The sequence below is a fragment of the Kitasatospora sp. NBC_01539 genome (assembly GCF_045040525.1).
Taxonomy (GTDB): Bacteria; Actinomycetota; Actinomycetes; order Streptomycetales; family Streptomycetaceae; genus Kitasatospora.
Window position 1 is genome coordinate 1,483,113 of the sequence record NZ_CP109390.1, and the last position, 22,415, is coordinate 1,505,527.

Below are 22,415 nucleotides of genomic sequence, written 5' to 3' on the forward strand. Positions count from 1 at the left end.
CGACCCACGTCGGGCAGGTCGCGTGCATTCGCGGGCGACCCCTTTGCCCCAAGTTGATTAAAAGTCATGGGCGTTGCCTGTCAAAGCTCTTCCCGTAACGGATAGAAGCCACTACCGTCCCAGACCAAGGGCCCCTCTCCGGCACGGACCGGCGCGGCTCCCCGTACGCCCGCAGCGACCCGCGACGTCGGCGTCGAGGCACCCCGCAGACGGCCCGCGCGACATCGGGCACGTGACCGCGGACCCACCCACCATCCACCATGGAGAAGCAACGTGCTTACCCGTACCGGGCCAACCCGGCGCTCGCGAAAAGTCCTGTCCGCCGTCGTCAGTGCCCTGCTGGTGGCGGGCGTCGGCCTGATCCAGCAGTCCACGGCACACGCCCACGAACCCGGCGAGGCGGAGATCGCGGCCTCGGCCTTCGCACAGGTGACGCTGGCCAAGGGGGTCCAGGAGGTCGGCGAGCCCATGACCCTCGCCGTCCTGCCCGACCGTTCCGTCCTCCACACCTCGCGCGACGGCACGCTGCGCCTGACGAACGCGGCCGGTGACACGAAGGTGGCCGGCACGCTGCCGGTGTACTCGCACGACGAGGAGGGCCTCCAGGGCGTCGCCGTCGACCCGGGCTTCGCCTCCAACCGCTTCGTCTTCCTGTACTACGCCCCGACGCTCTCCACCCCCTCGGGAGACGCGCCCGGCGACGGCGCCGCCGCCGACTTCGCGCGCTTCGACGGTGTCAACCGGCTCTCCCGCTTCGTGCTGAAGACGGACGGCACCCTCGACCTGGCCAGCGAGAAGAAGGTCCTCGACGTGCCCGCCTCGCGCGGGATCTGCTGCCACGTCGGCGGCGACATCGACTTCGACGCCCAGGGCAACCTGTACCTGTCGACGGGCGACGACTCCAACCCGTTCGCGTCCGACGGCTACGCCCCGCTCGACGAGCGCGCCTCGCGCAACCCCGTCTACGACGCCCAGCGCAGCGCCGGGAACACCAACGACCTGCGCGGCAAGGTCCTGCGGATCAAGGTCAACGCGGACGCCTCCTACAGCATCCCGTCGGGCAACCTCTTCGCCCCGGGCACCGCGAAGACCCGCCCCGAGATCTACGCGATGGGATTCCGCAACCCGTTCCGGATGTCGGTGGACAAGGGCACCGGAGTGGTCTACCTCGGCGACTACGGGCCCGACGCCGGGTCCGCCTCCGCCACCCGCGGCCCCGCGGGACAGGTCGAGTTCAACCGCATCACCAAGGCGGGCAACTTCGGCTGGCCGTACTGCACCGGCAAGAACGACGCCTACGTCGACTACGACTTCGCCACCAAGACCTCCGGCCAGAAGTTCAACTGCGCGGCTCCCACGAACAACTCCCCGCGCAACACCGGCCTGACCGCCCTCCCGCCGGCCCAGGCGGCCTGGATCCCCTACGACGGCGGATCGGTCCCCGACTTCGGCTCGGGCTCCGAGTCCCCGATGGGCGGCCCGGTCTACCGCTACGACGCCGCCTCCACCTCGCAGGTGAAGTTCCCGCAGGAGTACGACGGGGACTTCTTCGCCGGCGAGTTCGGCCGCCGCTGGATCAAGCGGATCGAGCAGGAGACGGACGGCTCCGTCCACGCCATCAACGCCTTCCCCTGGCTGGGCACCCAGGTGATGGACATGGCCTTCGGACCGGACGGCGCCCTCTACGTCCTCGACTACGGCACCGGGAACTTCGGCGGCGACGCCAACTCCGCGCTCTACCGGATCGAGTACCGCCCCGACGGACTCCCCCCGATCGCGGCCGCCGCCGCCGACCGCACCTCCGGCAAGGCACCGCTGGCCGTCGCCTTCTCCTCCGCCGGCACCGGCAACCCCGCGGGCGGCTCCCTCGGCTACGCCTGGAAGTTCGGCGACGGTGCCACCTCCACCGCCGCGAACCCGTCGCACACCTACACCGCCAACGGCCAGTACGTCGCGAACCTGGTGGTCACCAACTCCGCCGGGCTCACCGCCTCGGCCAGTGTCACGGTGACGGTGGGCAACACCGCACCCACCGTGAAGCTCGACCTCCCCGTCGCCGGCAGCGTCATCGACAACGGCGAGGCCGTCCCGTTCCGGGTCACCGTCACCGACCCCGAGGACGGCACCGCCATCGACTGCTCCCGGGTGAAGGTCACCTACGTCCTGGGCCACGACAGTCACGGTCACCCGCAGACCTCGGCCACCGGCTGCTCGGGCACGATCCAGACCATCGCCGACGGTGAACACGACCCCAACGCGAACATCTACGGCGTCTGGGACGCCGAGTACACCGACAAGGGCGCCAACGGCCAGCCCGCCCTGACCACCCACGCGGAGAACCGCTCCCAGCCGACGCACCGCCAGGCCGAGCACTACTCCTCCTCCGCCGGCGTCAACGTCTTCAGTCACGACCCGGCGAACGGCGGCAAGACGGTCGGCGACATCAGCAACGGCGACTGGATCTCCTTCACCCCCTACCTGCTCTCCAACGTCACCAGCCTGACGGCGCGGGTCTCCTCGGGCGGTGTGGGCGGCACCCTGGAGGTCCGGGCCGGCTCGCCGACCGGCACCCTCCTCGGCAGCGCCACCGTGCCGGTGACCGGAGGCTGGGAGACCTTCCGGAACGTCAGCACCCAGCTGACCAACCGGCCCGCCTCCACCACCTCGCTCTACCTGGTCTTCAAGGGCGGCAGCGGGGCACTCTTCGACCTGGACGACTTCGTGCTGACCCGTCAGGGGACGGGCCCGGTGGGGGGCCTGGCGGGCAAGTGCCTGGACGTGGCCGCCGCCAGCTCGGCGAACGGCACCCAGATACAGCTCTACACCTGCAACGGCACCGGCGCCCAAACCTGGACGACCACCACGGCGGGCGAGCTCCGCGTGCTCGGCAAGTGCCTCGACCTGGCCGCCGGCGGCACCGCGGACGGCACGAAGGCACAGCTGTGGGACTGCAACAACACGGGCGCCCAGAAGTGGACGCCCACCACGGCGGGCGAGCTGCGCAACCCGCAGTCCGGCAAGTGCCTGGACGTGGCCGCCGCCGCCACCGCGGACGGCACCAAGGTGCAGCTCTACACCTGCAACGGCAGCGCCGCCCAGAAGTGGACCCTGCCCGCCTGACCCTCCTCCCGGGGCCGGCCGACACCGGCCGGCCCCGGCCCCGTACGAGCCCCCCGCTCCTCCCTCGGCACCACCCGTCGACGAATCGACCGCTGACCAAGGAGTCCCCCCCCACCATGCGATTTCTTGCCAAATGGACGGCGGCGGCAGCCGGAGCGCTGCTCACCGCCTCCCTCGTCCCCCTCGCCACGGCCGCACCCGCGGCCGCCGCCGACCCGGCCTACCGGGTCCTGGTCTTCTCCAGGACGGTCACCTTCCGTCACGATTCCATCCCGAGCGGCATCACGGCCATCCGCAGCCTCGGGACGGCCAACAACTTCACCGTCGACGCCACCGAGGACCCGACGGCGTTCACGAGCGCCAACCTCTCCCGCTACCGCGCGGTCGTCTTCCTCTCGACCACCGGCGACGTCCTCAACGGCACCCAGCAGACCGCGTTCGAGAGCTACATCGCCTCCGGCGGCGGTTACGTCGGGGTGCACGCCGCCGCCGACACCGAGTACGACTGGCCGTTCTACGGAAACCTGGTCGGCGCCTACTTCTCCTCCCACCCGTCCATCCAGCAGGCCACCGTCCGGACCGAGGACCAGGGCGACCCGGCCACCGCCGACATCGGCGCCACCTGGACGCACACCGACGAGTGGTACAACTACCAAACCAACCCGCGCAGCACCACGCACGTGCTGGCCTCGGTGGACGAGAGCAGCTACTCCGGCGGGACGATGGGCGACCACCCCATCTCCTGGTGCCAGGACTACAGCGGAGGCCGGGCGTTCTACACGGGCCTCGGGCACACCAAGGAGTCGTACGGCGAAGGCCCGTTCCTGAAGCACCTGCTCGGTGGCATCCGCTACGCGGCGGGCGTCGCCAAGGCCGACTGCCGCCCGGAGAACGGCTACAGCCCGCTCTTCAACGGAAGCGGCACGACCGGCTGGAAGCAGGCCGGGCCCGGTTCCTTCACCCTGGCCGACCGCACCCTGACCTCGCAGGGCGGCATGGGCATGCTCTGGTACTCGGCCAAGGAGTTCCACTCCTACTCCCTGAAGCTCGACTGGCGCATGAACGGGGACAACAACTCGGGCGTCTTCGTGGGGTTCCCCGCCTCCGACGACCCGCAGTCCGCCGTCGACAAGGGCTACGAGATCCAGATCGACGCCTCCGACGACGCCTCCCGCACCACGGGTTCCGTCTACGGCTTCAAGGCGGCCGACCAGGCCGCCCGGGACGCCGCCCTCAACGCGCCCGGCTCGTGGAACACCTACGAGATCAAGGTGGAGGGCGAGCGGCTGCAGGTCTGGCTCAACGGCGTGAAGATCAACGACTTCACCAACACCGACCCCGTCCGCAGTCTCCAGCAGGGATACATCGGCCTGCAGAACCACGCGACCGGCGACCCCGTCTCGTTCCGGAACGTCCGGATCAAGGACCTGTCGTCGGCCGTGGCGGGTCCGGTGCGGGGCCTGGCGGGCAAGTGCCTGGACGTGGCCGCAGCGGGCACGGCGAACGGCACCCAGGTGCAGCTCTACACCTGCAACGGCACCGGCGCCCAGACGTGGACGCCCACCGCGGTGGGCGAGCTGCGCAACCCGCAGTCCGGCAAGTGCCTGGACGTGGCCGGCGCCGGCACGGCGAACGGCACGAAGATCCAGCTGTGGGACTGCAACAGCATGGGCGCCCAGAAGTGGACGCCCACCACGGCGGGCGAGCTGCGCAACCCGCAGTCCGGCAAGTGCCTGGACGTGACCGCCGCCGCCACCGCGGACGGCACCAAGGTGCAGCTCTACACCTGCAACGGCAGCGCCGCCCAGAAGTGGACCCTGCCCGCCTGACCCTCCTCCCGGGGCCGGCCGACACCGGCCGGCCCCGGCCCCGTACGAGCCCCGCACCCGGGAGTCCGCCGGCGTCACCCGCACCCGACGCCCCGGCCCGGCTGCGGGGCTCGCGTGCTGCCCCGTACGCCGTCGGGCTACAGCCAGCGCTTGTGCTTGAACACCTCCCAGAGGCCGACGCCGAGGCCGAACACGAGGACGAGGGCGATGGGGTAACCCCAGGCCCAGTGCGACTCGGGCATGTGGTCGAAGTTCATGCCGTAGACGGACGCCACGAGCGTCGGGGTGAAGAGGATCGCGGCCCAGGAGGAGATCTTCTTGACCTCCTCGCCCTGTTCGATGGTCTCGCGGGCGAGCCGCCGGCTCTCCTCGCCCTGCGCGAGGCTCGCGCCGGACATCCGGCGCATCGCCTCGTTCTGTTCGAGCGAGACGAGTGTGGCGTGCACGGTCAGGGCGTTGTCCAGCAGGGTCCGCATCGTGGCGACGCGTTCGGTCACCCGGATCGTGTGATCGAGCGCGTTCCTCAACCGGTTCTCCACCTCGCCGTTCGTCCCGTACTTCGGCGATCCACGGAGCAGGGCCTGCAGCATCGCGGCACCGCCTTCCGTCTCGTGTCGTCCCGGGCCGAACGCCCGGGGCTTCCCCTGTCTCGCTGGGAGCGCTTCCAGTTATGGACCGTATACCGCTGCCGCACCCGCGGGAAGAGCACGGTACGCACCAGCCTTGACAACGGTCATACCGCGACTCCACGATGGCCGCGGCAGCCGAGCCATCCTGGATCAGGACTGGAAGCGCTTCCAAAATTCGGGTGTTGCCAGCACTGTCGCGAACGCCGATCCGTGCCCGCGGCCCCCCAGCCGTGACCGGGTACCCCCGGCGTGACGGCCTCCCGGATCCTGCACGTCCGCACCCCACTCCTGCCGGGCCCCGGCCGCTCCGAGCCGGCGGCTCCACCCCCACCCCCCACCCCGAAGGAGAGTCCCACCATGCGAAGGCCCACCCGTCTGCTCGCATCGGCCCTGCTCGCCCTCCCGCTGGCACTGGCCGCCCCCACCGCGGCGCACGCCGCGTCCCCGGTCTCGATGACCAGCGGCTTCTACGTCGACCCCGGTGGCAGCGCCGCCGTCTGGGCGGCCGCCAACCCCGGCGACGGACGCGCCGCCGCCGTCAGGGCCTCCATCGCCGCCGTCCCCATGGCCCGCTGGTTCGGCAACTGGAGCGGCACCATCGGCACCGCGACCGGCGCCTACGTCGGGGCCGCGGCGAACGCCGGCAAGCTGCCCGTCCTGGTCGCCTACAACATCCCGAACCGCGACATCTGCGGCGGCCAGTCCGCCGGCGGCGCCGGATCCGTCGCCGCCTACAACACCTGGATCGCGGCCTTCGCGAGCGGCATCGGCACCCGTCCCGCCGTCGTGATCCTCGAACCCGACGCGCTCGGCGACCAGAGCTGCATGACGGCGGCCCAGATCTCCGACCGCAACGCCATGCTCAACAACGCCATCACGCAGTTCACCAACCTGGCACCCAACACCTGGGTCTACCTCGACGCCGGGAACCCCGGCTGGATCAGCTCGACCACCATGGCCCAGCACCTGAACGCCGCCGGCGTCAGCCGCGCCCACGGCTTCTCCCTGAACGTCTCCAACTTCTACACCACCGCGCAGAACACCACCTACGGCAACGCGGTCAACGCGACCCTGAGCTCCTCCTACGGCTACACCAGGCCGTACGCGGTCGACACCAGCCGCAACGGCAACGGCTCCAACGGCGAGTGGTGCAACCCCGCGACCCGCAGGACCGGCACGCAGACCCAGCTCGGCGGCGGCGCCGAGATGCTCCTGTGGATCAAGACCCCCGGCGAGTCCGACGGCAACTGCGGCGTCGGCGCCGGCTCCACGGCCGGGCAGTTCCTGCCGGAGGTCGCCTACAAGATGATCTACGGTTACTGACCGCCGCAGCCCCGACGAAACCGACCGGGCCCGGCGGCCCCCGACCACGCGCGCACCGCCGGGCCCTCCCCGCTCCCCCGAATCCGAGGAACCACCAGATGCCCCACCTCCCGGCCGCATCCGTCGTCACGACCGCCCTCGCGCTGCTGCTCGCCGCAGCCGCACCCGCCGCGGCCGCACCCTCCCCGCAGACCCCGAAGGCCGACAAGTCGCTGCCGGCCGACACCCGCTTCTACGTCGACCCCGCCGGTGACGCCGCCGAGCAGGCCGTCACCGACCTGGCCCACGGCGACCTGGCCGGCGCCGCGGACATGGCCAGGCTCGCCAGCTGGCCCGAGGCCACCTGGTTCACCGGCGGAACCCCCGCCGAGGTACAGGGCAAGGTCGCCGCACTCATGCGCAGCGCCAGGCGCACCGGCACCGTCCCGGTCCTCGTCGCCTACAACATCCCCGGACGGGACTGCTCGCTGTACTCCGCCGGCGGAGCCGGGTCCGACGCCGCCTACCAGGCGTGGATCAAGGGCTTCGCCCAGGGCATCGGCGACCGGAAGGCCGTCGTCGTCCTGGAACCGGACGGACTCGCGAACCTCCCCTCCGACTGCGGCCCGGAGACCGATCCCACCGGCGCCCTCACGGCCGGCCGCATCGCCGACCTCAACGCCGCCGTCGACGCCCTCGCCGCCCAGGCGGCCACCTCCGTCTACCTGGACGCGGGCAACAGCCACTGGCGCCCCGTCGGAGACATGGCCGACCGCCTCCTGAAGGCCGGGGTCGAGCGCACCCAGGGCTTCTCCCTCAACGTCTCCAACTACCTGGCCGCCGACGACACCGACCACTACGGCACGTGGGTCTCCCAGTGCCTCTGGTTCGCCGCCAAGGGCCCCGACTGGGCCCGTGGCCACGCCGACTGGTGCGCAAGCCAGTACTACTCCCCCGCCGCCCCCAACGACGGCCTGCCCGGGAACGCGGTGGACGCCGACGACCCCGGCACCTGGCACTGGACCGACCAGTGGTTCCAGGAGAACGCCGGCACCCCGCCCACCGGTGACCTCACCCACTTCGTCCAGGACACCAGCCGCAACGGCCGCGGCACCTGGAACCCGCCGACCGGCACCTACCCCGACCCGCAGACCTGGTGCAACGCCCCCGGCCGCGGCATCGGAGCACGACCCACCGCGAACACCGGCGTCCCGCTCGTCGACGCCTACCTCTGGATCAAGACGGTCGGCCAGTCCGACGGCGAGTGCAACCGCGGGATCCCCGGAGGCACCGTCGACCCGGAGTACGGCGTCGTCGACCCCGCCGCCGGAGCGTGGTGGCCCGCCCAGGCCCGCACCCTCGTCCGCAACGCCGTCCCCGCCCTGACCTTCAACCGCCGCTGACCCGGATTCCCGGGCGTCCCGGCCCCTGGTTCCGGCAGCGGCCCGAACCGCCTCGTCCCCGGACGGCACATCCTCGACGGCCGGGGCGGACATCCCGGAAACGGACCCGGCACGCACGCCTGACGCGTGCGTGCCGGGTCCGTTTCCGGTCGGACGGGCGGACGGACGGACGGATCAGCCCAGGCTCCACTGCTGGTTGGCGCCCCCGCCGCAGGTCCACAGCTGCAGCTGGGTCCCGTTGACGTTCCCCTCGGGCTTGTTGCCGCCCTTGACGTCGAGGCACAGTCCCGACTGGACGCCGGTGACGGTCCCGTCGGGGTTGAGCCTCCACTGCTGGTTGGCTCCGCCGTTGCAGGTCCACAGCTGCACCACGGTGCCCGGGTCGGTCCCCTTGTCGTAGGCGTCGATGCACTGCGAGCCGTTGTAGAGGCGCAGCTCGCCGACGGCGGTGAGCGTCACGGCCTGGTTGGCACTGCCGTGGCAGTCCCAGATCTCGATCTTGGTGCCGGGCTCCGTGCTGTCGCCCTCCGCGTCCAGGCAGCGCTGCGAGGAGGCGCTGATCAGCGGGTGGGTCGTACCGGTGCTGCTACCGGTGCCGGCCGAGACCCGGTACATCACCGTGCCGTGCGCGGGCACCGATGCGCTGATCGTGCCGCTCGTCGACGACACCGCCTTGGTCCACAGGTTGGTGAGCCTGTACGAGGACGCACTCGGCACCCCGGCCGCGGCGGCCGTGGTGCCGACAGTGGCGGCGGAGCCGTTCTCGTTGGTGAGGGTGACCGAGCGGTCGCCGTTGGCGAGCTGCTTGGTCATCACGACGAGCCCGCCGGACGAGGAGACGACGGTGCCCTGCTTGCCCAGGGAGTCCTGGTCGACGGCGATGACGTCGGTGTTCCTCAGGATGGTCAGCGTCGCCGGGCTCGCACTGCGGATGTCGCTGCCGATGAGCAGGGGTGCGGCCATCTGCGCCCAGAGACTGAAGTGGGTGCGGTACTCGGCGTCGGTCATGCCGCCGTTGCCGACTTCCAGCATGTCCGGGTCGTTCCAGGCACCGGGCTTGGCGTACTGCGCCCGCGACTGGTTCTTGTGGGAGATGTCGATCATCTTCGACCAGGTGTCGTTGATGTCGCCGGTGGTGCGCCAGGAGTTGCCGATGGGCGGCGCCCAGTTCCAGGGCGAGTTGGAGCCCCACTCGCAGATGCTGTAGAGGATCGGGCGGCCGGTCGCCTTGAGGGCGTCGCCCATCGTCGTGTACCGGGTCTTCGCGTCGGCGCCGGTGTTGTTGCAGTTGTCGTACTTCAGGTAGTCCACACCCCAGGAGGCCCACAGGGCGGCGTCCTGCTTCTCGTGTCCGAGGCTGCCGGGGAAGCCGTTGTCCGCACAGGTCTTGGTGCCCGCGCTGGAGTAGATGCCGAACTTCAGGCCCTTGGAATGCACGTAGTCCGCGACGGCCTTGATGCCGTTCGGGAAGCGCACCGGGTCGGGGACGAGGTTGCCCGCGGCGTTCCGCGAGGGCAGCGCCCAGCAGTCGTCGACGTTGACGTAGGTGTAACCGGCGGCCTTGAGGCCGTCGGAGACGAAGATGTCGGCGATGCCCTTGACCATCGCCTCGTTGAACTGCGATCCGCAGCCCGTGGTGTTCCAGTTGTTGAAGCCCATCTGCGGCGTCCGGGCCAGACCGTTCTCCAGCGCGGCGGCCTCCGGCGCGGCGGCCACGGCGGCGACCTGCACACCGACCGCGACTCCCAGGGTCGCCGCGGTCGCACCTGCCAGACCGCCGGCGGCCAGCGTGAGCGAAGCAGCCGAAGCCGCGAAACGTCGTCGGAAACTGTGCTGTTCGTGAGGCATGTACGGCTCCTGGCGAGATGATCGGCGTACGATCCGCCGATACCGGATGAGATCGACCACGTCGGATCGGGGGCTCGGCCCGCCCGCGGCCGGCGCGTGCCGCGTCCGGCCGCGGGCGGGCCGGGGGCATCAGCCGCGCGCCCACTTCTGGTTGGCCGCGCCGTTGCAGGTCCACAGCGCCACGAGGGTGCCGTTGGCCGTGCCGTGCTTGGTGGCGTCCAGGCACGTGCCGGAGCCGACGTTCACGGCCGCGCCGTCGGCCCGCACCCGCCACTGCTGCGCGGCCGAGCCGTTGCAGTCGCGGATCTCGACGGCGGTCCCGTCTGCGGTGGCCCCGCCGACGGCTCCCAGGCACTCGTTGGTGAAGACCCGCAGCTGGTTGGTGGCCGTCGAGGTCCAGAGCTGGTTGGTGCCGCCGTTGCAGTCCCACAGCGCGGGCCGGGTGCCGTTGGCCTCGTTGCCGTTCGGCACGTCAAGGCACCTGCCCGACTCCTGCCCCTTGAGGGGGGCGGAGACGTCGCCGCGCGCCCACTTCTGGTCGGCGCCGCCGTTGCAGGTGCGGATGGCCAGTCCGGTGCCGAGGGCCGTGCCGTGGCCGTTCGTGCTCAGGCACTTGCCGGAGCCGGTGTTGACGATCGAACCGTCGGCGTTGACCGCCCACTTCTGGGCGCCGGTGCCGTTGCAGTCGTAGATCTGCACCACCGTGCCGTCGGCGGTGCCCGCGCCCTTGACGTCCAGGCACTTCGTCTCGTACACCGACAGCCGGCCGGACGGGTTCAGGGTCCACGCCTGGTTGGCGCCGGCGTTGCAGTCCCACAGGGCGACGGCCGTGCCGTTGGCCTGGCTGTTGCCGGGCACGTCGACGCACAGGCCGGACTCGCGGCCCTTGAGGATGCCGTCGGTGTCGGTCGTGCCGCAGGTCGTCATCCCGCTGGTGTAGGGGCAGACGACCGATGCGAAGCCGCCGTTGCGCGCCTCGGGAACGGACAGCGTGTCCGTGTTCGTGACGACCCTGGTCTCCCTGAGCAGCCCGCCCGAGCCGTCCCGGACGGTCTCCAGCAGCCACTGGCCGCCGCCGAGGAAGCCCAGCGGCGACTGGAAGGTCTTCGCCGCCAGCGCCGAGATGCCGCCGAGGTACCACCGGCCGCCGCCGCGCCGGGCCAGGTAGGCCTCCTGGCCGGGGGTGCCGCCGAGCAGCCGCGTCTCGTCCCACGCGGTGGGGAGCTGGTCGAGGATGCGCAGGGCCTCGGGCCGGGAGCGGTAGCTCTCCGGGTTGTCCGCGAGGTGCTGCCAGCCCGACTCGAAGACCACCGCGGTGGCGAGCTCGTGGGCGTCGGTGGTGTCGCGGTTGGTCAGGCTGAACACGACCGGGGTGAAGTCGGTGCTCGACACGGCGTTGCGGGTGAACGGCAGGTAGGTGTTGAAGACGGCCCGGTTCTGCTGCTGCTCGGCGCCGAACACCGCCTCGGCGGTCATCACCTGCGGCCAGGTGCGCTGCATGCCGCGCGGGGTGGCGGAGCCGTGGAAGTTCACCATCAGCTTCTGCTGCGCGGTCTGGGCGAGGACCGCGTCGTACCACTTCAGGGTCGGCTGGGTGTACTCGTAGCTGAAGTCGATCTTGAGGCCGGCCACGCCCCAGCTCTTGACCAGCGGCAGCCACTGGTCGCGCTGCTGGGCGGTCTGCAGGCTGTCGGAGTTGAACCAGAGGATGACCCGCACGCCGCGCTGCGCGGCGTAGGCCACGAGGTCCGGCACCCAGCTCGACTGCCAGCCCTCGTCGACCAGGACGTAGTCCCAGCCGTTGTGCCGGGCGAAGTCGACGTACTGGCGCTGGCGGGCCGGGTCACCGGGGCTGGAGTGCTCGGTCAGCCAGGACCAGGCGACGGTGCCGGGCTCGACCCACGAGGTGTCGGCCACCTTGGAGGCGGGCGCGAGGTCGTCGACGATGGTCGAGGTCGTGACGCTCGCCAGGTCGCCGACGGCCGCGGTGCGCCAGGGGGTGGCCAGCGGCAGGGTCGCGGTGACGGGCGCGCCGGTGATCGTGGTCGAGTACGTGCCGGAGCCGGCGGCGTGGGTCAGCCGGCTGTCGGCGTAGCGGCCGTCCAGGTCGGTCTCGGCCACCAGCGCGTACGTCCCGCCGACCTGGAACAGCGCCGGCATGCCGTAGGTGTTCGCGGGTGCTCCGCCGGCGGTCGTCTGGAACCACTTGCCCTGGTCCTCGCGGTGCGGGGGCACCAGCCAGGCGGTGGCCGACGTCGGGACGTTCCAGGAGGACGCCTCGCGGCGCACCGTCACCGAGCCGCTGCCGGGCAGCACGTAGCGGTAGGCGGCACCGGTGTCGGAGACCCGCACCACGACGTCCAGCGCGGCGCCGCCGGCGCCGATGAACGACAGCGTCGTCTCGCTGTACGTGGTGCGGCGGTTGAGCTGCTTGCCGGTCGTCATCGCGTACGCCTCGGTGACCGTGCGGTCCTGGCGCCGGGTGAACGCCAGGTTCCGCGTGAGGTCGGCCGCGGTGGTCTCGATGCCGATCGGGGACGGCGACAGGATCGCCCGGCCCTGGTTCGACACGCCGAAGGTCAGCTGGCCGTCGGTCAGCGCGAGTTGCGCGGAGGTGGGCGAGCCCGCGGACGGCCCGGCGACCGTCCACGTGGTGGCCGCCGCGGCGGTGGCGGCGTGGGCGGCGGGAGCGCCCGGGGTGGCGGAGAAGAAGGTCGCCGCGAGGGCCGCGGCCAGGGCGTGGCGCGTGAGCAGTGCTCGGCGCAACTTCCCTTCCGACATGGGGGATTCCTTTCGGGAGAAGGACGTGCGGCTCCTGCCGGCGGGCGTACGGGAGCAGCGCGGCGCTGGGGTGGGGACGGGAAGACGGGTGCGGTCGGTGCGCGTGCGGGCGGTGGACCGTGAGCGACTCCTCGCGGGAAGGAGTGCACGACCGGACCGGGCCGGGCGGGGACGGCCGCACCGGACCGCCGTCGGCGTACGGGCCGATGCCCCTGGTGGGGGCCGGTGGGACGCGGCGGGCGCGTCCGCGGCAGCACGGTCGCCGCTGGAGGACGCGGGGCTCCCGGCGGGCGTGCCGGGGCCGACCGGCGCGGTCGGTGCGCGTCCGAGCGGTGGACCGTGAGCAACTCCTCGCGGGAGGAGTCCGGAACCAACAAGGTCGAACGGAGGCAGCTCCATCAGACCGGTGGCCGGCGCGCCAAGTCAATACCCCTGACAGGAGGGGTCGACGGAACGCGCGGGCCGCCGCCGGAAGGAGCGCCGGCGCCGTCGTCGCCGCCGGAGCGAGGGGGGAGAGGCCCCCGCAGGCCCGTCGCGACCGCCCTCTTCCGACTGCCGTCGACCGCCTGTCGGCCCCGGTGTCGGAATGTGAGTGAAGTGGCAGGTCGGCAGCGGGTGTGCCCGGGGAGTGGGGTGCCGCGGGGCAGGTCTGCGCCGGCCGGCGGATCAGTGCCCCAACAGGCATGTCCATTTAGGTTTTTGGCTGAACGAATCCCGGCGGGGCGAGGCGCGTGCGAGGGATGGTCACGAGGCGATATCGGTCCTCCCATCCCCTTGACGTTGCTGCGCAACAGAGATGTCATATGTTGCATACCGTTTGAACATGTTGATTATTGGTGAGGTTGGTCGCCGCAGTCGGCCGGACAGCTCCGGAGGGGTCCGCTCCTCTCCCACCGTGGTCGGCATGCACTCCCGACATCACCGCATTCCCCCGCACCCCCCAGCGCCATCCCGGCGCGCGCTCAAGGAGCTCTGCCCATGTTCCGCACCACCCGCCGCGCCGTCGCCGCGACCGGCCTGCTGCTCACCCTCGGCCTGACCACCGCCTGCTCCACCGGGCAGGAGTCGACGAAGCCGGACGCCGCTCCCGCGGCACCGGTGAACGGCAAGATCTCGATCACCTACCTGCAGAAGCAGGGCGACCAGGAGTACTTCGTCGGCGAGGCGGCCGGCGCCAAGGCCAAGGCCGCCGAGCTCGGCATCGACCTGAAGGTCGTCAACCTCGGCAACGACGCCAACAAGACCGTCAGCGAGGTCCAGTCCGCCATCGCGCAGAAGACCAACGGCGTCATCATCGTCGTCCCGGACCCGGCCGTCGGCCCCCAGGTCGTGCAGCTGACCAAGGACGCCAAGGTGGCCCTGCTGACCTCCGACGACCAGATCTGCGCCACCGGCCCCGACCCGTCCGCCTGCGCCAAGGACGGCCTCGTCGCCCGGATCGGCTTCTCCGGCCAGCAGATGGGCGGCGAGGTCGGCAAGCGCGCCGCCGAGGAGTTCAAGAAGGCCTCCTGGAACCCGGCCGAGACCCGCATCATCTCCGCCTGGAAGCAGGACGTCACCGTCTGCGGCGACCGCGTGAAGGCGGCCAAGGACGCGTTCACCGCCGGGGCCGGCGCCGACGTGAAGAACATCGACGTCGCCACCGACAACACCCCCACCGGCGCGCAGGACAAGATCGCCGCGACCATCACCGCCAACGCGGGCGTCAAGCACTGGATCGTCTGGGGCTGCAACGACGAGAACGTCCAGGGCGGCGTCACCGCCATGGAGAACGCCGGCATCACCGCCGACAACGTCATCGGCGTCGGCCTCGGCGCCTACCTCGCCTGCAAGGACTGGAGCGGCAGCAAGCCCTCCGGCATGAAGGCCGCCCTCTTCATCAACGGCAAGGACGTCGGGGCGCTGGCCGTCCAGACCATGTACGACAACCTCAAGAACAGCAAGGCCTTCCCGGCCGAGGCCTTCGCCCCCACCACCATGGTCGACGCCACCACCTGGAAGTCCGCCGGCGTCACCTGCAGCTGACACCCGGCGCACCCGCCAGGCATGACCGGCGCCGCCCCGGCCCCCCGCCCCGACAGGACCCGGGGCGGCGCCCTCCACCCGTTCCACCGGCCCCGGCGCGACAAGCGCTTCCCGCGTCCCGCCTCCCGCACAACCCGAAGGTGACCACCGTGAGCCCAGCACACGACACGAACCCGGATCCCCGCCCGCCCGGCGCACCGCCTCCCGGCAGTGCCGGCGTGCGACACGTCTCGAAACGGTTCGGCGCGGTGCAGGCTCTCGGCGACGTCACCCTGGACTTCCCCGCCGGTCAGGTCACCGCCCTCATGGGCGAGAACGGCGCCGGCAAGTCGACCCTCCTGAAGATCCTCACCGGCGACCACCAGCCCACGGAGGGCACCGTCGTCCTCGACGGCAGGCCCGTCCAGTTCTCCTCCCCGACCGACGCCCGCCGCGCCGGCATCCGGATCATTCCGCAGGAACCCGAGATCATCCCGCACGTCTCGGTCGCGGAGAACGTCTACGCCGGCTCTCTGCCCCGCAAGGCCGGACGGCGCCTCGACCGCGCCGAGCTCCGCCGCCGCATCAACGCCGACCTGAAGCGGTACGGCTTCGACAAGGTCCTCGACCCCGGACTGCTCGGCTCCCAGCTCACCCCCGCGCAGCGCCAGATCGTCGAGATCCTGCGGGCGCTGACCAGCGAGGCGAAGGTCGTCGCCTTCGACGAGCCGACCTCCTCACTGTCCGAGCACGAGGTCGACGCGCTCTTCGCACTGATCCGCCGGCTGCGTGACGAGGGTGTCGCCGTCGTGTACGTCTCGCACCGCATGCAGGAGATCTTCCAGCTCGCCGACCGCATCGCCGTGCTGCGTGACGGCGCCCTCGCCGGCGTCCAGGACGCCGCGACCACCGGCGAGGGCGAGCTGGTACGCCTCATGGTCGGCCGCGACCTGTCCTCGATGTTCTCCCGCACCCGCGTCGCCACCGACCGCCTGGTCCTCGACGTCCGGGGCGTCACCACCGACGACGTCCGCGGCGTGGACCTGCAGATCCACGCCGGCGAAGTGGTCGGTCTCGCCGGGCTGATCGGTGCCGGACGCTCCGAGCTCGCCCTCGCCCTCGCCGGTGACCTGCCGATCCACTCCGGCACCGTCACCCTCGACGGACAGCGACTGCCGTCGGGCAAGCCCGGAGCCGTCATCCGCGCGGGCCTGGGCCTCGCACCCGAGGAACGCAAGGCGCAGGCCCTGTTCCTGCACCGCTCGATCCGCGACAACACCTCGCTGGTCGTCCTGGAGCGCCTGCGCCGCTTCCGCTTCGTCCGCCGCGCCGCCGAGCGCGAGCTCGCGCAGGAGTACGCCGACCGGCTGCGGGTGCGCACCCCGTCCATCGAACACGAGGTCCGCAAGCTCTCCGGCGGCAACCAGCAGAAGGTCGTCCTGGCCCGCTGGCTCGCCCGCAGGCCCAAGGTGCTGATCCTGGACGAGCCGACCCGCGGCATCGACGTCGGTGCCAAGGCCGAGATCTACCGGATCATCGCCGACCTCGCCGAGGAAGGCGTGGCCATCCTCGTCATCTCCTCCGAACTGCCCGAGGTCCTCGGACTCGCCGACCGCATCGTCGTCATGCAGAACGGCCACATCACCGGCGAACTCGATCGCGCCGACGCGACCGAAGAAGCCATCCTCAACCTCGCCATGGCCGACGACATCGCCCCCGCCCCTGGAGCATCCGCATGAGTACCACGACCACCCGCCGAGCCGCCGACAGCGGCCCCGACCGGCGCAAGGGCCCGAACCCGCTGACCTTCCTCGCCACGGTCGGCGGCCAGAACCTCAGCCTGATCGGCGCGCTGGTCGCCGTCCTCGCCCTGTTCGGCGTGCTCAACGACAACTACCTGAGCGTCAACAACATCCAGGTGATCGCCGAGGCCGCGACCATCACCGGTCTGCTCGCCGTCGTCCAGACGGTCGTCATCATCTGCGGCGGCCTCGACATCTCGGTGGGCTCCCAGGCCGGCGTCGCCTCCGTCGTCAGCGCCATGGCCTTCACCAGTGCGAGCTCCAACGCCTTCGTCGGCATGGCCGCCGCCGTCGGTGTCGGCGTCCTCGTGGGCGCCCTCAACGGCGTCGTCATCGTCTACGGCCGGGTCAACCCCACCATCGCCACCCTCGCCGGGCTCGCCGCCTACAAGGGCCTCGCCCAGCTGATCTCCAACGGCCGCGCCCAGGGCTACGTCCTCAACGACGACGTCTTCGTCTTCCTCGGCCGCGGCAAGATCGCCGGCCTGCCGGTGATGGTGTGGATCCTCATCCTCACCTCCCTCGCCGTGCACCTGCTGCTCAAGTACACCGACATCGGCCGCAACATCTACGCGATCGGCGGCAACGACACCGCCGCCCGCCTCGCCGGCATCAACATCAACAAGTACCTCGTCTCCGTCTACGCCCTCATCGGCGTGGTCGCCGCCGTCGCCGGCATCCTGCTCACCGCCCGCACCGGCTCCGGCCAGCCCACCTCCGGCAGCGAAGGCCTCGAACTCAAGGCCATCACCGCCGCCGCCCTGGGCGGCTGCGCCCTCAAGGGCGGAAAGGGAGGCATCGGCGGCACCCTGCTGGCGGTCGCCCTCCTCGGCGCCCTGGAGAACGGCCTCACCGTCGAGGGCATCAACACCTTCTGGCAGAACGTCGCCCAGGGCGTGCTGCTCGTCGTCGCCGTCGTCATCCAGCAGCGCCGCAGCGGCGAACGCGCCATCGGCCTGCCCGCCTGACCGCGGCACACCGGAGCGTCGGTCCCCGCCGGACGCCTCCTCGCCCCGGGCAGGCCGCACCCCTCACGTCCTGCCCCTGCACCGCTGCCCCGCCGGCCCGACCGCCGGCGGGGCAGCCTTCTGCGTGCGGCCCGGCCGCCCTCGTCCGCCCCGTGTCCGGCCGGTCCTCAGCCGCCGGGCGACGGGGCGGAGGCCTGCCGGCGGAAGCGCGCTGCCGCGGCCAGCAGGGCGTCGCCGGCCCGCCGTTCGCCGACGGTGATCCTGACGCCGTCCCGGCCGTAGGGCCGCACGGAGACACCGGCGTCACGGCAGTGGTCGGCGAAGGCCCCGGTCAGCCGGCCGAGGCGCAGCCAGACGAAGTTGGCCCGGCTGTCGGGCACGGTCCAGCCCTGCTCCAGCAGTGCTCCGCGGAGGCGTTCCCGTTCGGTGACCAGTCTCCCGACGCGTTCCGTCAGCTCGGCCTGCCGGTCGAGGGACGCGACGGCGGCACTCTGCGCCGCCGTGGAGACGCCGAAGGGCACGGCGACTCTGCGCAGCGCGTCGGCGACCGGTTCGTGGGCCACCGCGTAGCCGACGCGCAGGCCGGCGAGGCCGTAGGCCATGGAGAAGGTCCGCAGGACGACGACGTTCGGCCGGTCCCGGTGGAGCTCCAGGCCGTCGGCGCGGTGCGGGTCGCCGTCGAACTCCGCGTACGCCTCGTCCAGGACGATCAGCACGTCGGGCGGCAGGCGGTCGAGGAACGGCTCCAGGGTGTCCCGGCGCAGCGCCCTGCCGGTGGGGTTGTTGGGCGTGCACACGAACACCAGCCGGGTGCGGTCGGTGACCGCCTGCGCCATTGCGTCGAGGTCGTGCGCCTCGTCCTGGGTGAGCGGCACCTCCACGGGACGTGCCCCGGACAGCCGGGTGACGATGGGGTAGGACTCGAAGGACCGCCAGGCGTACACGACGTCGTCGCCCGGGCCGGCGCCGATGTGCAGGAGTTGCTGCAGCAGTCCGCTGGAGCCGGTGCCCAGGGCGAGGTGGGAGGCGGGCACCGAGAGGTGTGCCGCCAGCCGGTCCGTCAGTTCGGTGCAGAGCGGGTCCGGGTAACGGTTCATCCGTCCGGCGGCGGCGGTGACGGCTTCGAGCACGCCGGGGAGCGGGGGGTAGGGGTTCTCGTTGGAGGAGAGCTTCCAGCCGGGCCCGTCGGCGGAAGCGGCCGGACGGCCGGGCACGTAGGCGGGGATCGTGTCGAGCAGGGCGCGCAGCCGGGGTGGTGGGCCCTTGTGGGCGCGGGTCCCCGGTCCGTCGGGGTTCGCCCTGCTCATGCGGGGAGCTGCCGAGGCCGACGGTGTCGCCGGGGAGGCCGGGGCGGGGGCGGGGCCCGGGCTCATCGCACGCGCTCCCCTGCGATCCAGACACCGGCGATGGTGCGGGTGGCGGTGATGTCCGTGGTCGGGTCGCCGTCGACGAGGAGCAGGTCGGCGCGCCGGCCCGGTTCGATCACGCCGCGGTCGTCCAGCCCGAACGTCCGGGCGGTGAGTTCGGTGGCCCCGCGGAGTGCTTCGACGGGGGTGAGCCCGGCGTCGACCATGAGCGCCAGCTCGTCGTGCAGGGATTCGCCGTGCCCGGGCGCGAACGGGACGCCGGGGGCGGAGTTCGCGTCGGTGCCGACCAGGAGCCGGATGCCGGCCTCGTGGAACTTCGTGACGGTGTCGCGGGCGTGCTCGTACCTGAGCCCTGCCGCGGCGCGCGCCGTGGCGATGCCCCGCATCATCGTCAGCGTGGGCGAGGAGACCGTTCCGGCGGCCCGCATGCGCTGCACGGTGTCGTCGTCGAGGACGGCGTCCAGGGGTGCGTGCGTGCTGATGTCGACGCCGGCGTCGACCGCCACGTGGAAGGCGCCGGTGGTGATCGAGTGCGCCACGACGAGGAGACCGTGCCCGTGCGCCGCGTCGACGATCGCGTTCACGGTCTCCTGGTCCATGCCGGCGGGCGGGGCGGACTCGGTGACGATCTTGATGTAGTCGGCGCCGTCGGCGACGCGGCGCTCGACGAAGGCGCGCGCCTCCCGCGGGCTCGTGACGATGCCGTCCGCGGGGAACCCGGGCATCCGCGCGTGGTTGCCGCCGGGGCCGACCGCGGGCGTCGTCGCGCTGAGGATCTGCGCCACACCCTGCTGGGCGCGCATGTCGGTGACGAACGGGAGCGGCCAGGCCGCCATGTCCAGACCGGTGGTGACGCCCCACCGCGCCAGCTTCTCCAGGTCGTCCCGGCCGCGCACGGTGTGCATGTGCGCGTCGATCAGGCCCGGGAGCAGCACCTTGCCCGTACCGTCGACCACCGAGTCCGGGGTGCCCCCGGAGACGATGTCCGTTCCCTCGACGCAGACGCGGCGGGGCTCCGTCAGGCCGGTGCCCGTGAACACGCGGACGCCGTCGATCGCAGTGACAGTCGGCATGAGGTCTCCTCGACAGATAGCTTTCTTGAAAGCTATCAGAAAAGCCTCCTTGCTAGAGTGAGGCCATGACCGCCACCAGCCCGGACGACTCCGGCGACGACCGCCTGGCCCTGTCGTTCTCCCAGCACGTCGTACGCCTGGAAAGCCTCCTCGAACAGGCCATCACCCCCGCCCTGACGGCCCAGGGCCTCACGGCCGCGGAGCTCGACGTGCTCGGAGCGCTGCGGTCGGCCGGCAGCCCCTACCAACTGCGGCCCAAGGAGCTCACGGCGCGCCTGCTGCTGACCACCGGCGGACTGAGCAACGTCCTCCGCCGGCTCGACACCCGCGGCCTCGTCACCCGCGTGCCCGACCCCGCGGACGGCCGGAGCCACAACGTCCGGCTGACGCCCGCGGGGGTCGCCACCGCCCAGGCCGCCACCGCCCAGGCGGCCACGGCGCTCCGGCGCGTGCTGTCCGCCGTGCCGGCCGCGACCCTGGAGGACGCCCTGCACCATCTGCAGTCGATCCTCGGTGCCGTCGAGGACGCCCCGCCCGCCTCCCCCGCCTCCGGCACCTCCCGGGGGCTCGGGTACCCGTAGCCCCGCCCGCCGGGCAGCACCGCGCCCGGACCGGCCCGCCCGGGGTTCGACGGCCCCCGACCTGCCGTTCCGAGGCCCGCTCACGCCTCCACGGCCGGGGCGCACGACCTCACGAACGCGCGGACCGGGCCGGCGAGGTCGTCGGGGCGGCCGAGCAGCACCACGTCCACCTCGGCCGCCATGCCGCGCAGCGGCCGGAAGACGACGTCCGGCAGCCCGATGCGTTCCGCCGCGGCCGGCACCACGGCCACCCCCACGCCGGCCGAGGCGAGCGCGAGCACGCCGAGGGTGCCGGTCACCAGGTGGACGCGCCCCCGGTGCGTCGCCCGGGCGGCCCCGAACCGGTCGAGCACGCTCTCGTCGTCCTCGTCGGCCGCGTACACGACGAGGTCCTCGCCCTCCAGATCGGCCGGTGTGACCGAGGAGGCGGAGGCCAGCGCGTGGTCGTGGCGCAGGGCGATCGACAGGACCGTCCGCGCCCTGCGCCCCACCACGAGGTCGTCCACGTCCCCGAGGCCGTTGTCGGGGCTGTACCCGATGTCGAGCGTGCCGTCGCGGAGGCCCTGCACCTGTGCGGCGGGCGGGAGTTCGGTCAGGTGCAGCTCCACCCGGGGGTGAGCGGCGTGGAAGCGGCGCAGGTCCGCGGAGAGGGTGCCCTCCAGCACGGCGATCCCGGAGAACCCGATCCGGAGCGCCCCGATCTCGCCTCGGACCGACTGCCGGGCGACGTCCAGGGCGCGGCCGGCCTGCGCCAGCGTCCGCCGCGCCTCGACCAGCAGCAGCTCCCCCGCCTCCGTCAGCTCCACCCGGCGGCTGGTACGGAGGAAGACCGGACCTCCCACCTCGCGTTCGAGCGCCTTCACCTGGGCGCTCAGCGTCGACTGGGTCACGTGCAGCCGCGCGGCCGCACGGCCGAAGTGACTCTCCTCGGCGACGGCCACGAAGTACCGCAGGTGCCGCAGTTCCACGCCCGGCCTCCGATCGTTTTCAACGAACAATAGATCAGATCTAACAATTTGTGCGATGGAAGATGCTGTCCAAGACTGTACATATGCCGACATCGACAACACTTCAGGACCGTCAGGACATCGCCGACCTCATGACCGGCTGGATCCACCGCGACCAGGGCCGGTGGGACCGGCTCCGGGAGCTGTTCCACCCGGACGCGCGGATCGAGATCACCTGGTTCGAGGGCGCGGCCTCCGACTTCGTCGACGCGTCCGCGCGGATGTCCACCACCGGCCTGCGCACCAAGCACCTCATCACGCCGCCCGCCGTGACCTTCTCCGCCGACGGCACCCGTGCCGTCGGCGAGACCAACGCGGTCATCGTCGTCGAGAACGACAGCCTCGGCCTGGGCTGCAACGGTCACAACCGGTTCATCGACCGGATCGAGCGCCGGGACGGCGTCTGGCGCATAGCCGACCGCAAGAGCGTGTACGACTTCGCCACCTTCACCTTCCCCACCGGGACGGCGGAGATCGACCCCGAGGTGGTGGCCGGTTACCCCCGCGAGTACGCGGCCCTGGCCTACCTGCTCGACAGGAGCGGGTTCCCCGTGCAGCGCACCTTCGCGACCCAGGGCAGCGAACTGGAAAGCGTCATCGTGAAGTCCGCGTTCGCCTGGCTCGGCGAGCAGCCCCCGGCCTGACGCAGGCCGCGGTCCTGCCACGAGACCGTCCCCACCGCTCCCACCCCGGCGGGGCCA

Annotated in this window: 15 protein-coding genes; 9 read left to right on the plus strand and 6 right to left on the minus strand. The window is 71.9% G+C overall.

The genetic code is table 11. The features are described from left to right. Positions 1 to 273 precede the first annotated feature (273 nt). Together OG335_RS06280 and OG335_RS06285 are read left to right on the plus strand one after the other, a co-directional pair. Positions 274 to 3,120, plus strand: coding sequence for a PQQ-dependent sugar dehydrogenase (locus OG335_RS06280; protein ID WP_405010000.1), 2,847 nt, complete (start codon positions 274 to 276; stop codon positions 3,118 to 3,120). Between the two features lie 116 nt (positions 3,121 to 3,236). After that, complete coding sequence (locus tag OG335_RS06285) at positions 3,237 to 4,949, plus strand: ThuA domain-containing protein (protein ID WP_405010001.1); 1,713 nt, start codon at positions 3,237 to 3,239, stop codon at positions 4,947 to 4,949. 137 nt (positions 4,950 to 5,086) lie between these two features. Here OG335_RS06285 and OG335_RS06290 read toward each other — a convergent pair whose 3' ends face one another. Further along, a complete protein-coding gene (locus OG335_RS06290) occupies positions 5,087 to 5,539 on the minus strand; it encodes a CorA family divalent cation transporter (protein WP_405010002.1) in 453 nt (150 codons plus the stop codon). 396 nt (positions 5,540 to 5,935) lie between these two features. On the opposite strand from OG335_RS06290, the gene OG335_RS06295 reads away from it, so the two are divergent. Both OG335_RS06295 and OG335_RS06300 read left to right on the plus strand, forming a co-directional pair. Next, a complete protein-coding gene (locus OG335_RS06295; protein ID WP_405010003.1) occupies positions 5,936 to 6,901 on the plus strand; it encodes a glycoside hydrolase family 6 protein in 966 nt (321 codons plus the stop codon). Between the two features lie 98 nt (positions 6,902 to 6,999). After that, positions 7,000 to 8,283, plus strand: coding sequence for a glycoside hydrolase family 6 protein (locus tag OG335_RS06300; protein ID WP_405010004.1), 1,284 nt, complete (start codon positions 7,000 to 7,002; stop codon positions 8,281 to 8,283). 174 nt (positions 8,284 to 8,457) lie between these two features. Here OG335_RS06300 and OG335_RS06305 read toward each other — a convergent pair whose 3' ends face one another. Next, positions 8,458 to 10,131: a glycoside hydrolase family 27 protein gene (locus OG335_RS06305; protein ID WP_405010005.1), complete on the minus strand. Its 1,674-nt coding sequence runs from the start codon at positions 10,129 to 10,131 to the stop codon at positions 8,458 to 8,460. 129 nt (positions 10,132 to 10,260) lie between these two features. Further along, entirely contained in the window at positions 10,261 to 12,912 is a 2,652-nt protein-coding gene (locus tag OG335_RS06310; protein ID WP_405010006.1) for a glycoside hydrolase family 97 catalytic domain-containing protein, read from the minus strand. 978 nt (positions 12,913 to 13,890) lie between these two features. Here OG335_RS06310 and OG335_RS06315 point away from each other — a divergent pair. The 3 genes from OG335_RS06315 (at position 13,891) to OG335_RS06325 (ending at position 17,686) form a co-directional block, all read left to right on the plus strand. After that, positions 13,891 to 14,937 (plus strand): substrate-binding domain-containing protein, encoded by a 1,047-nt coding sequence (locus OG335_RS06315; RefSeq protein ID WP_405010007.1) that lies wholly within the window; start codon positions 13,891 to 13,893, stop codon positions 14,935 to 14,937. 149 nt (positions 14,938 to 15,086) lie between these two features. Next, positions 15,087 to 16,655: a sugar ABC transporter ATP-binding protein gene (locus OG335_RS06320; RefSeq protein WP_405010008.1), complete on the plus strand. Its 1,569-nt coding sequence runs from the start codon at positions 15,087 to 15,089 to the stop codon at positions 16,653 to 16,655. Next, a complete protein-coding gene (locus OG335_RS06325) occupies positions 16,652 to 17,686 on the plus strand; it encodes an ABC transporter permease (protein ID WP_405010009.1) in 1,035 nt (344 codons plus the stop codon). The genes OG335_RS06320 and OG335_RS06325 overlap by 4 nt, the downstream gene beginning before the upstream one ends. Positions 17,687 to 17,853: 167 nt before the next feature. Here the strand turns inward: OG335_RS06325 and hisC are convergent, their stop codons facing one another. Together hisC and OG335_RS06335 are read right to left on the minus strand one after the other, a co-directional pair. Next, positions 17,854 to 18,993: a histidinol-phosphate transaminase gene (hisC, locus tag OG335_RS06330; RefSeq protein WP_405010010.1), complete on the minus strand. Its 1,140-nt coding sequence runs from the start codon at positions 18,991 to 18,993 to the stop codon at positions 17,854 to 17,856. Positions 18,994 to 19,055: 62 nt separating this feature from the next. Then, positions 19,056 to 20,126, minus strand: coding sequence for an amidohydrolase family protein (locus tag OG335_RS06335; RefSeq protein ID WP_405010011.1), 1,071 nt, complete (start codon positions 20,124 to 20,126; stop codon positions 19,056 to 19,058). Positions 20,127 to 20,191: 65 nt separating this feature from the next. Here OG335_RS06335 and OG335_RS06340 point away from each other — a divergent pair, with 65 nt between their 5' ends. After that, positions 20,192 to 20,707, plus strand: coding sequence for a MarR family winged helix-turn-helix transcriptional regulator (locus OG335_RS06340; RefSeq protein WP_405010012.1), 516 nt, complete (start codon positions 20,192 to 20,194; stop codon positions 20,705 to 20,707). Positions 20,708 to 20,787: 80 nt separating this feature from the next. Here OG335_RS06340 and OG335_RS06345 read toward each other — a convergent pair whose 3' ends face one another. Further along, positions 20,788 to 21,675, minus strand: a complete 888-nt coding sequence (locus tag OG335_RS06345) for a LysR substrate-binding domain-containing protein (protein WP_405010013.1) — start codon at positions 21,673 to 21,675, stop codon at positions 20,788 to 20,790. 83 nt (positions 21,676 to 21,758) lie between these two features. On the opposite strand from OG335_RS06345, the gene OG335_RS06350 reads away from it, so the two are divergent. Beyond that, positions 21,759 to 22,358, plus strand: a complete 600-nt coding sequence (locus OG335_RS06350) for a nuclear transport factor 2 family protein (RefSeq protein WP_405010014.1) — start codon at positions 21,759 to 21,761, stop codon at positions 22,356 to 22,358. Positions 22,359 to 22,415: the final 57 nt, after the last annotated feature.

Excerpts from the sequence above, each read along its gene's own strand:
- OG335_RS06350 (WP_405010014.1), top strand. The coding sequence starts at position 21,759 with ATGCCGACATCGACAACACTTCAGGACCGTCAGGACATCGCCGACCTC.
- OG335_RS06295 (WP_405010003.1), top strand. The coding sequence starts at position 5,936 with ATGCGAAGGCCCACCCGTCTGCTCGCATCGGCCCTGCTCGCCCTCCCG.
- OG335_RS06335 (WP_405010011.1), bottom strand. The coding sequence starts at position 20,126 with ATGCCGACTGTCACTGCGATCGACGGCGTCCGCGTGTTCACGGGCACC.
- OG335_RS06340 (WP_405010012.1), top strand. The coding sequence starts at position 20,192 with ATGACCGCCACCAGCCCGGACGACTCCGGCGACGACCGCCTGGCCCTG.
- OG335_RS06290 (WP_405010002.1), bottom strand. The coding sequence starts at position 5,539 with ATGCTGCAGGCCCTGCTCCGTGGATCGCCGAAGTACGGGACGAACGGC.
- OG335_RS06315 (WP_405010007.1), top strand. The coding sequence starts at position 13,891 with ATGTTCCGCACCACCCGCCGCGCCGTCGCCGCGACCGGCCTGCTGCTC.
- hisC (WP_405010010.1), bottom strand. The coding sequence starts at position 18,993 with ATGAGCAGGGCGAACCCCGACGGACCGGGGACCCGCGCCCACAAGGGC.
- OG335_RS06300 (WP_405010004.1), top strand. The coding sequence starts at position 7,000 with ATGCCCCACCTCCCGGCCGCATCCGTCGTCACGACCGCCCTCGCGCTG.
- OG335_RS06310 (WP_405010006.1), bottom strand. The coding sequence starts at position 12,912 with ATGTCGGAAGGGAAGTTGCGCCGAGCACTGCTCACGCGCCACGCCCTG.
- OG335_RS06305 (WP_405010005.1), bottom strand. The coding sequence starts at position 10,131 with ATGCCTCACGAACAGCACAGTTTCCGACGACGTTTCGCGGCTTCGGCT.
- OG335_RS06325 (WP_405010009.1), top strand. The coding sequence starts at position 16,652 with ATGAGTACCACGACCACCCGCCGAGCCGCCGACAGCGGCCCCGACCGG.
- OG335_RS06285 (WP_405010001.1), top strand. The coding sequence starts at position 3,237 with ATGCGATTTCTTGCCAAATGGACGGCGGCGGCAGCCGGAGCGCTGCTC.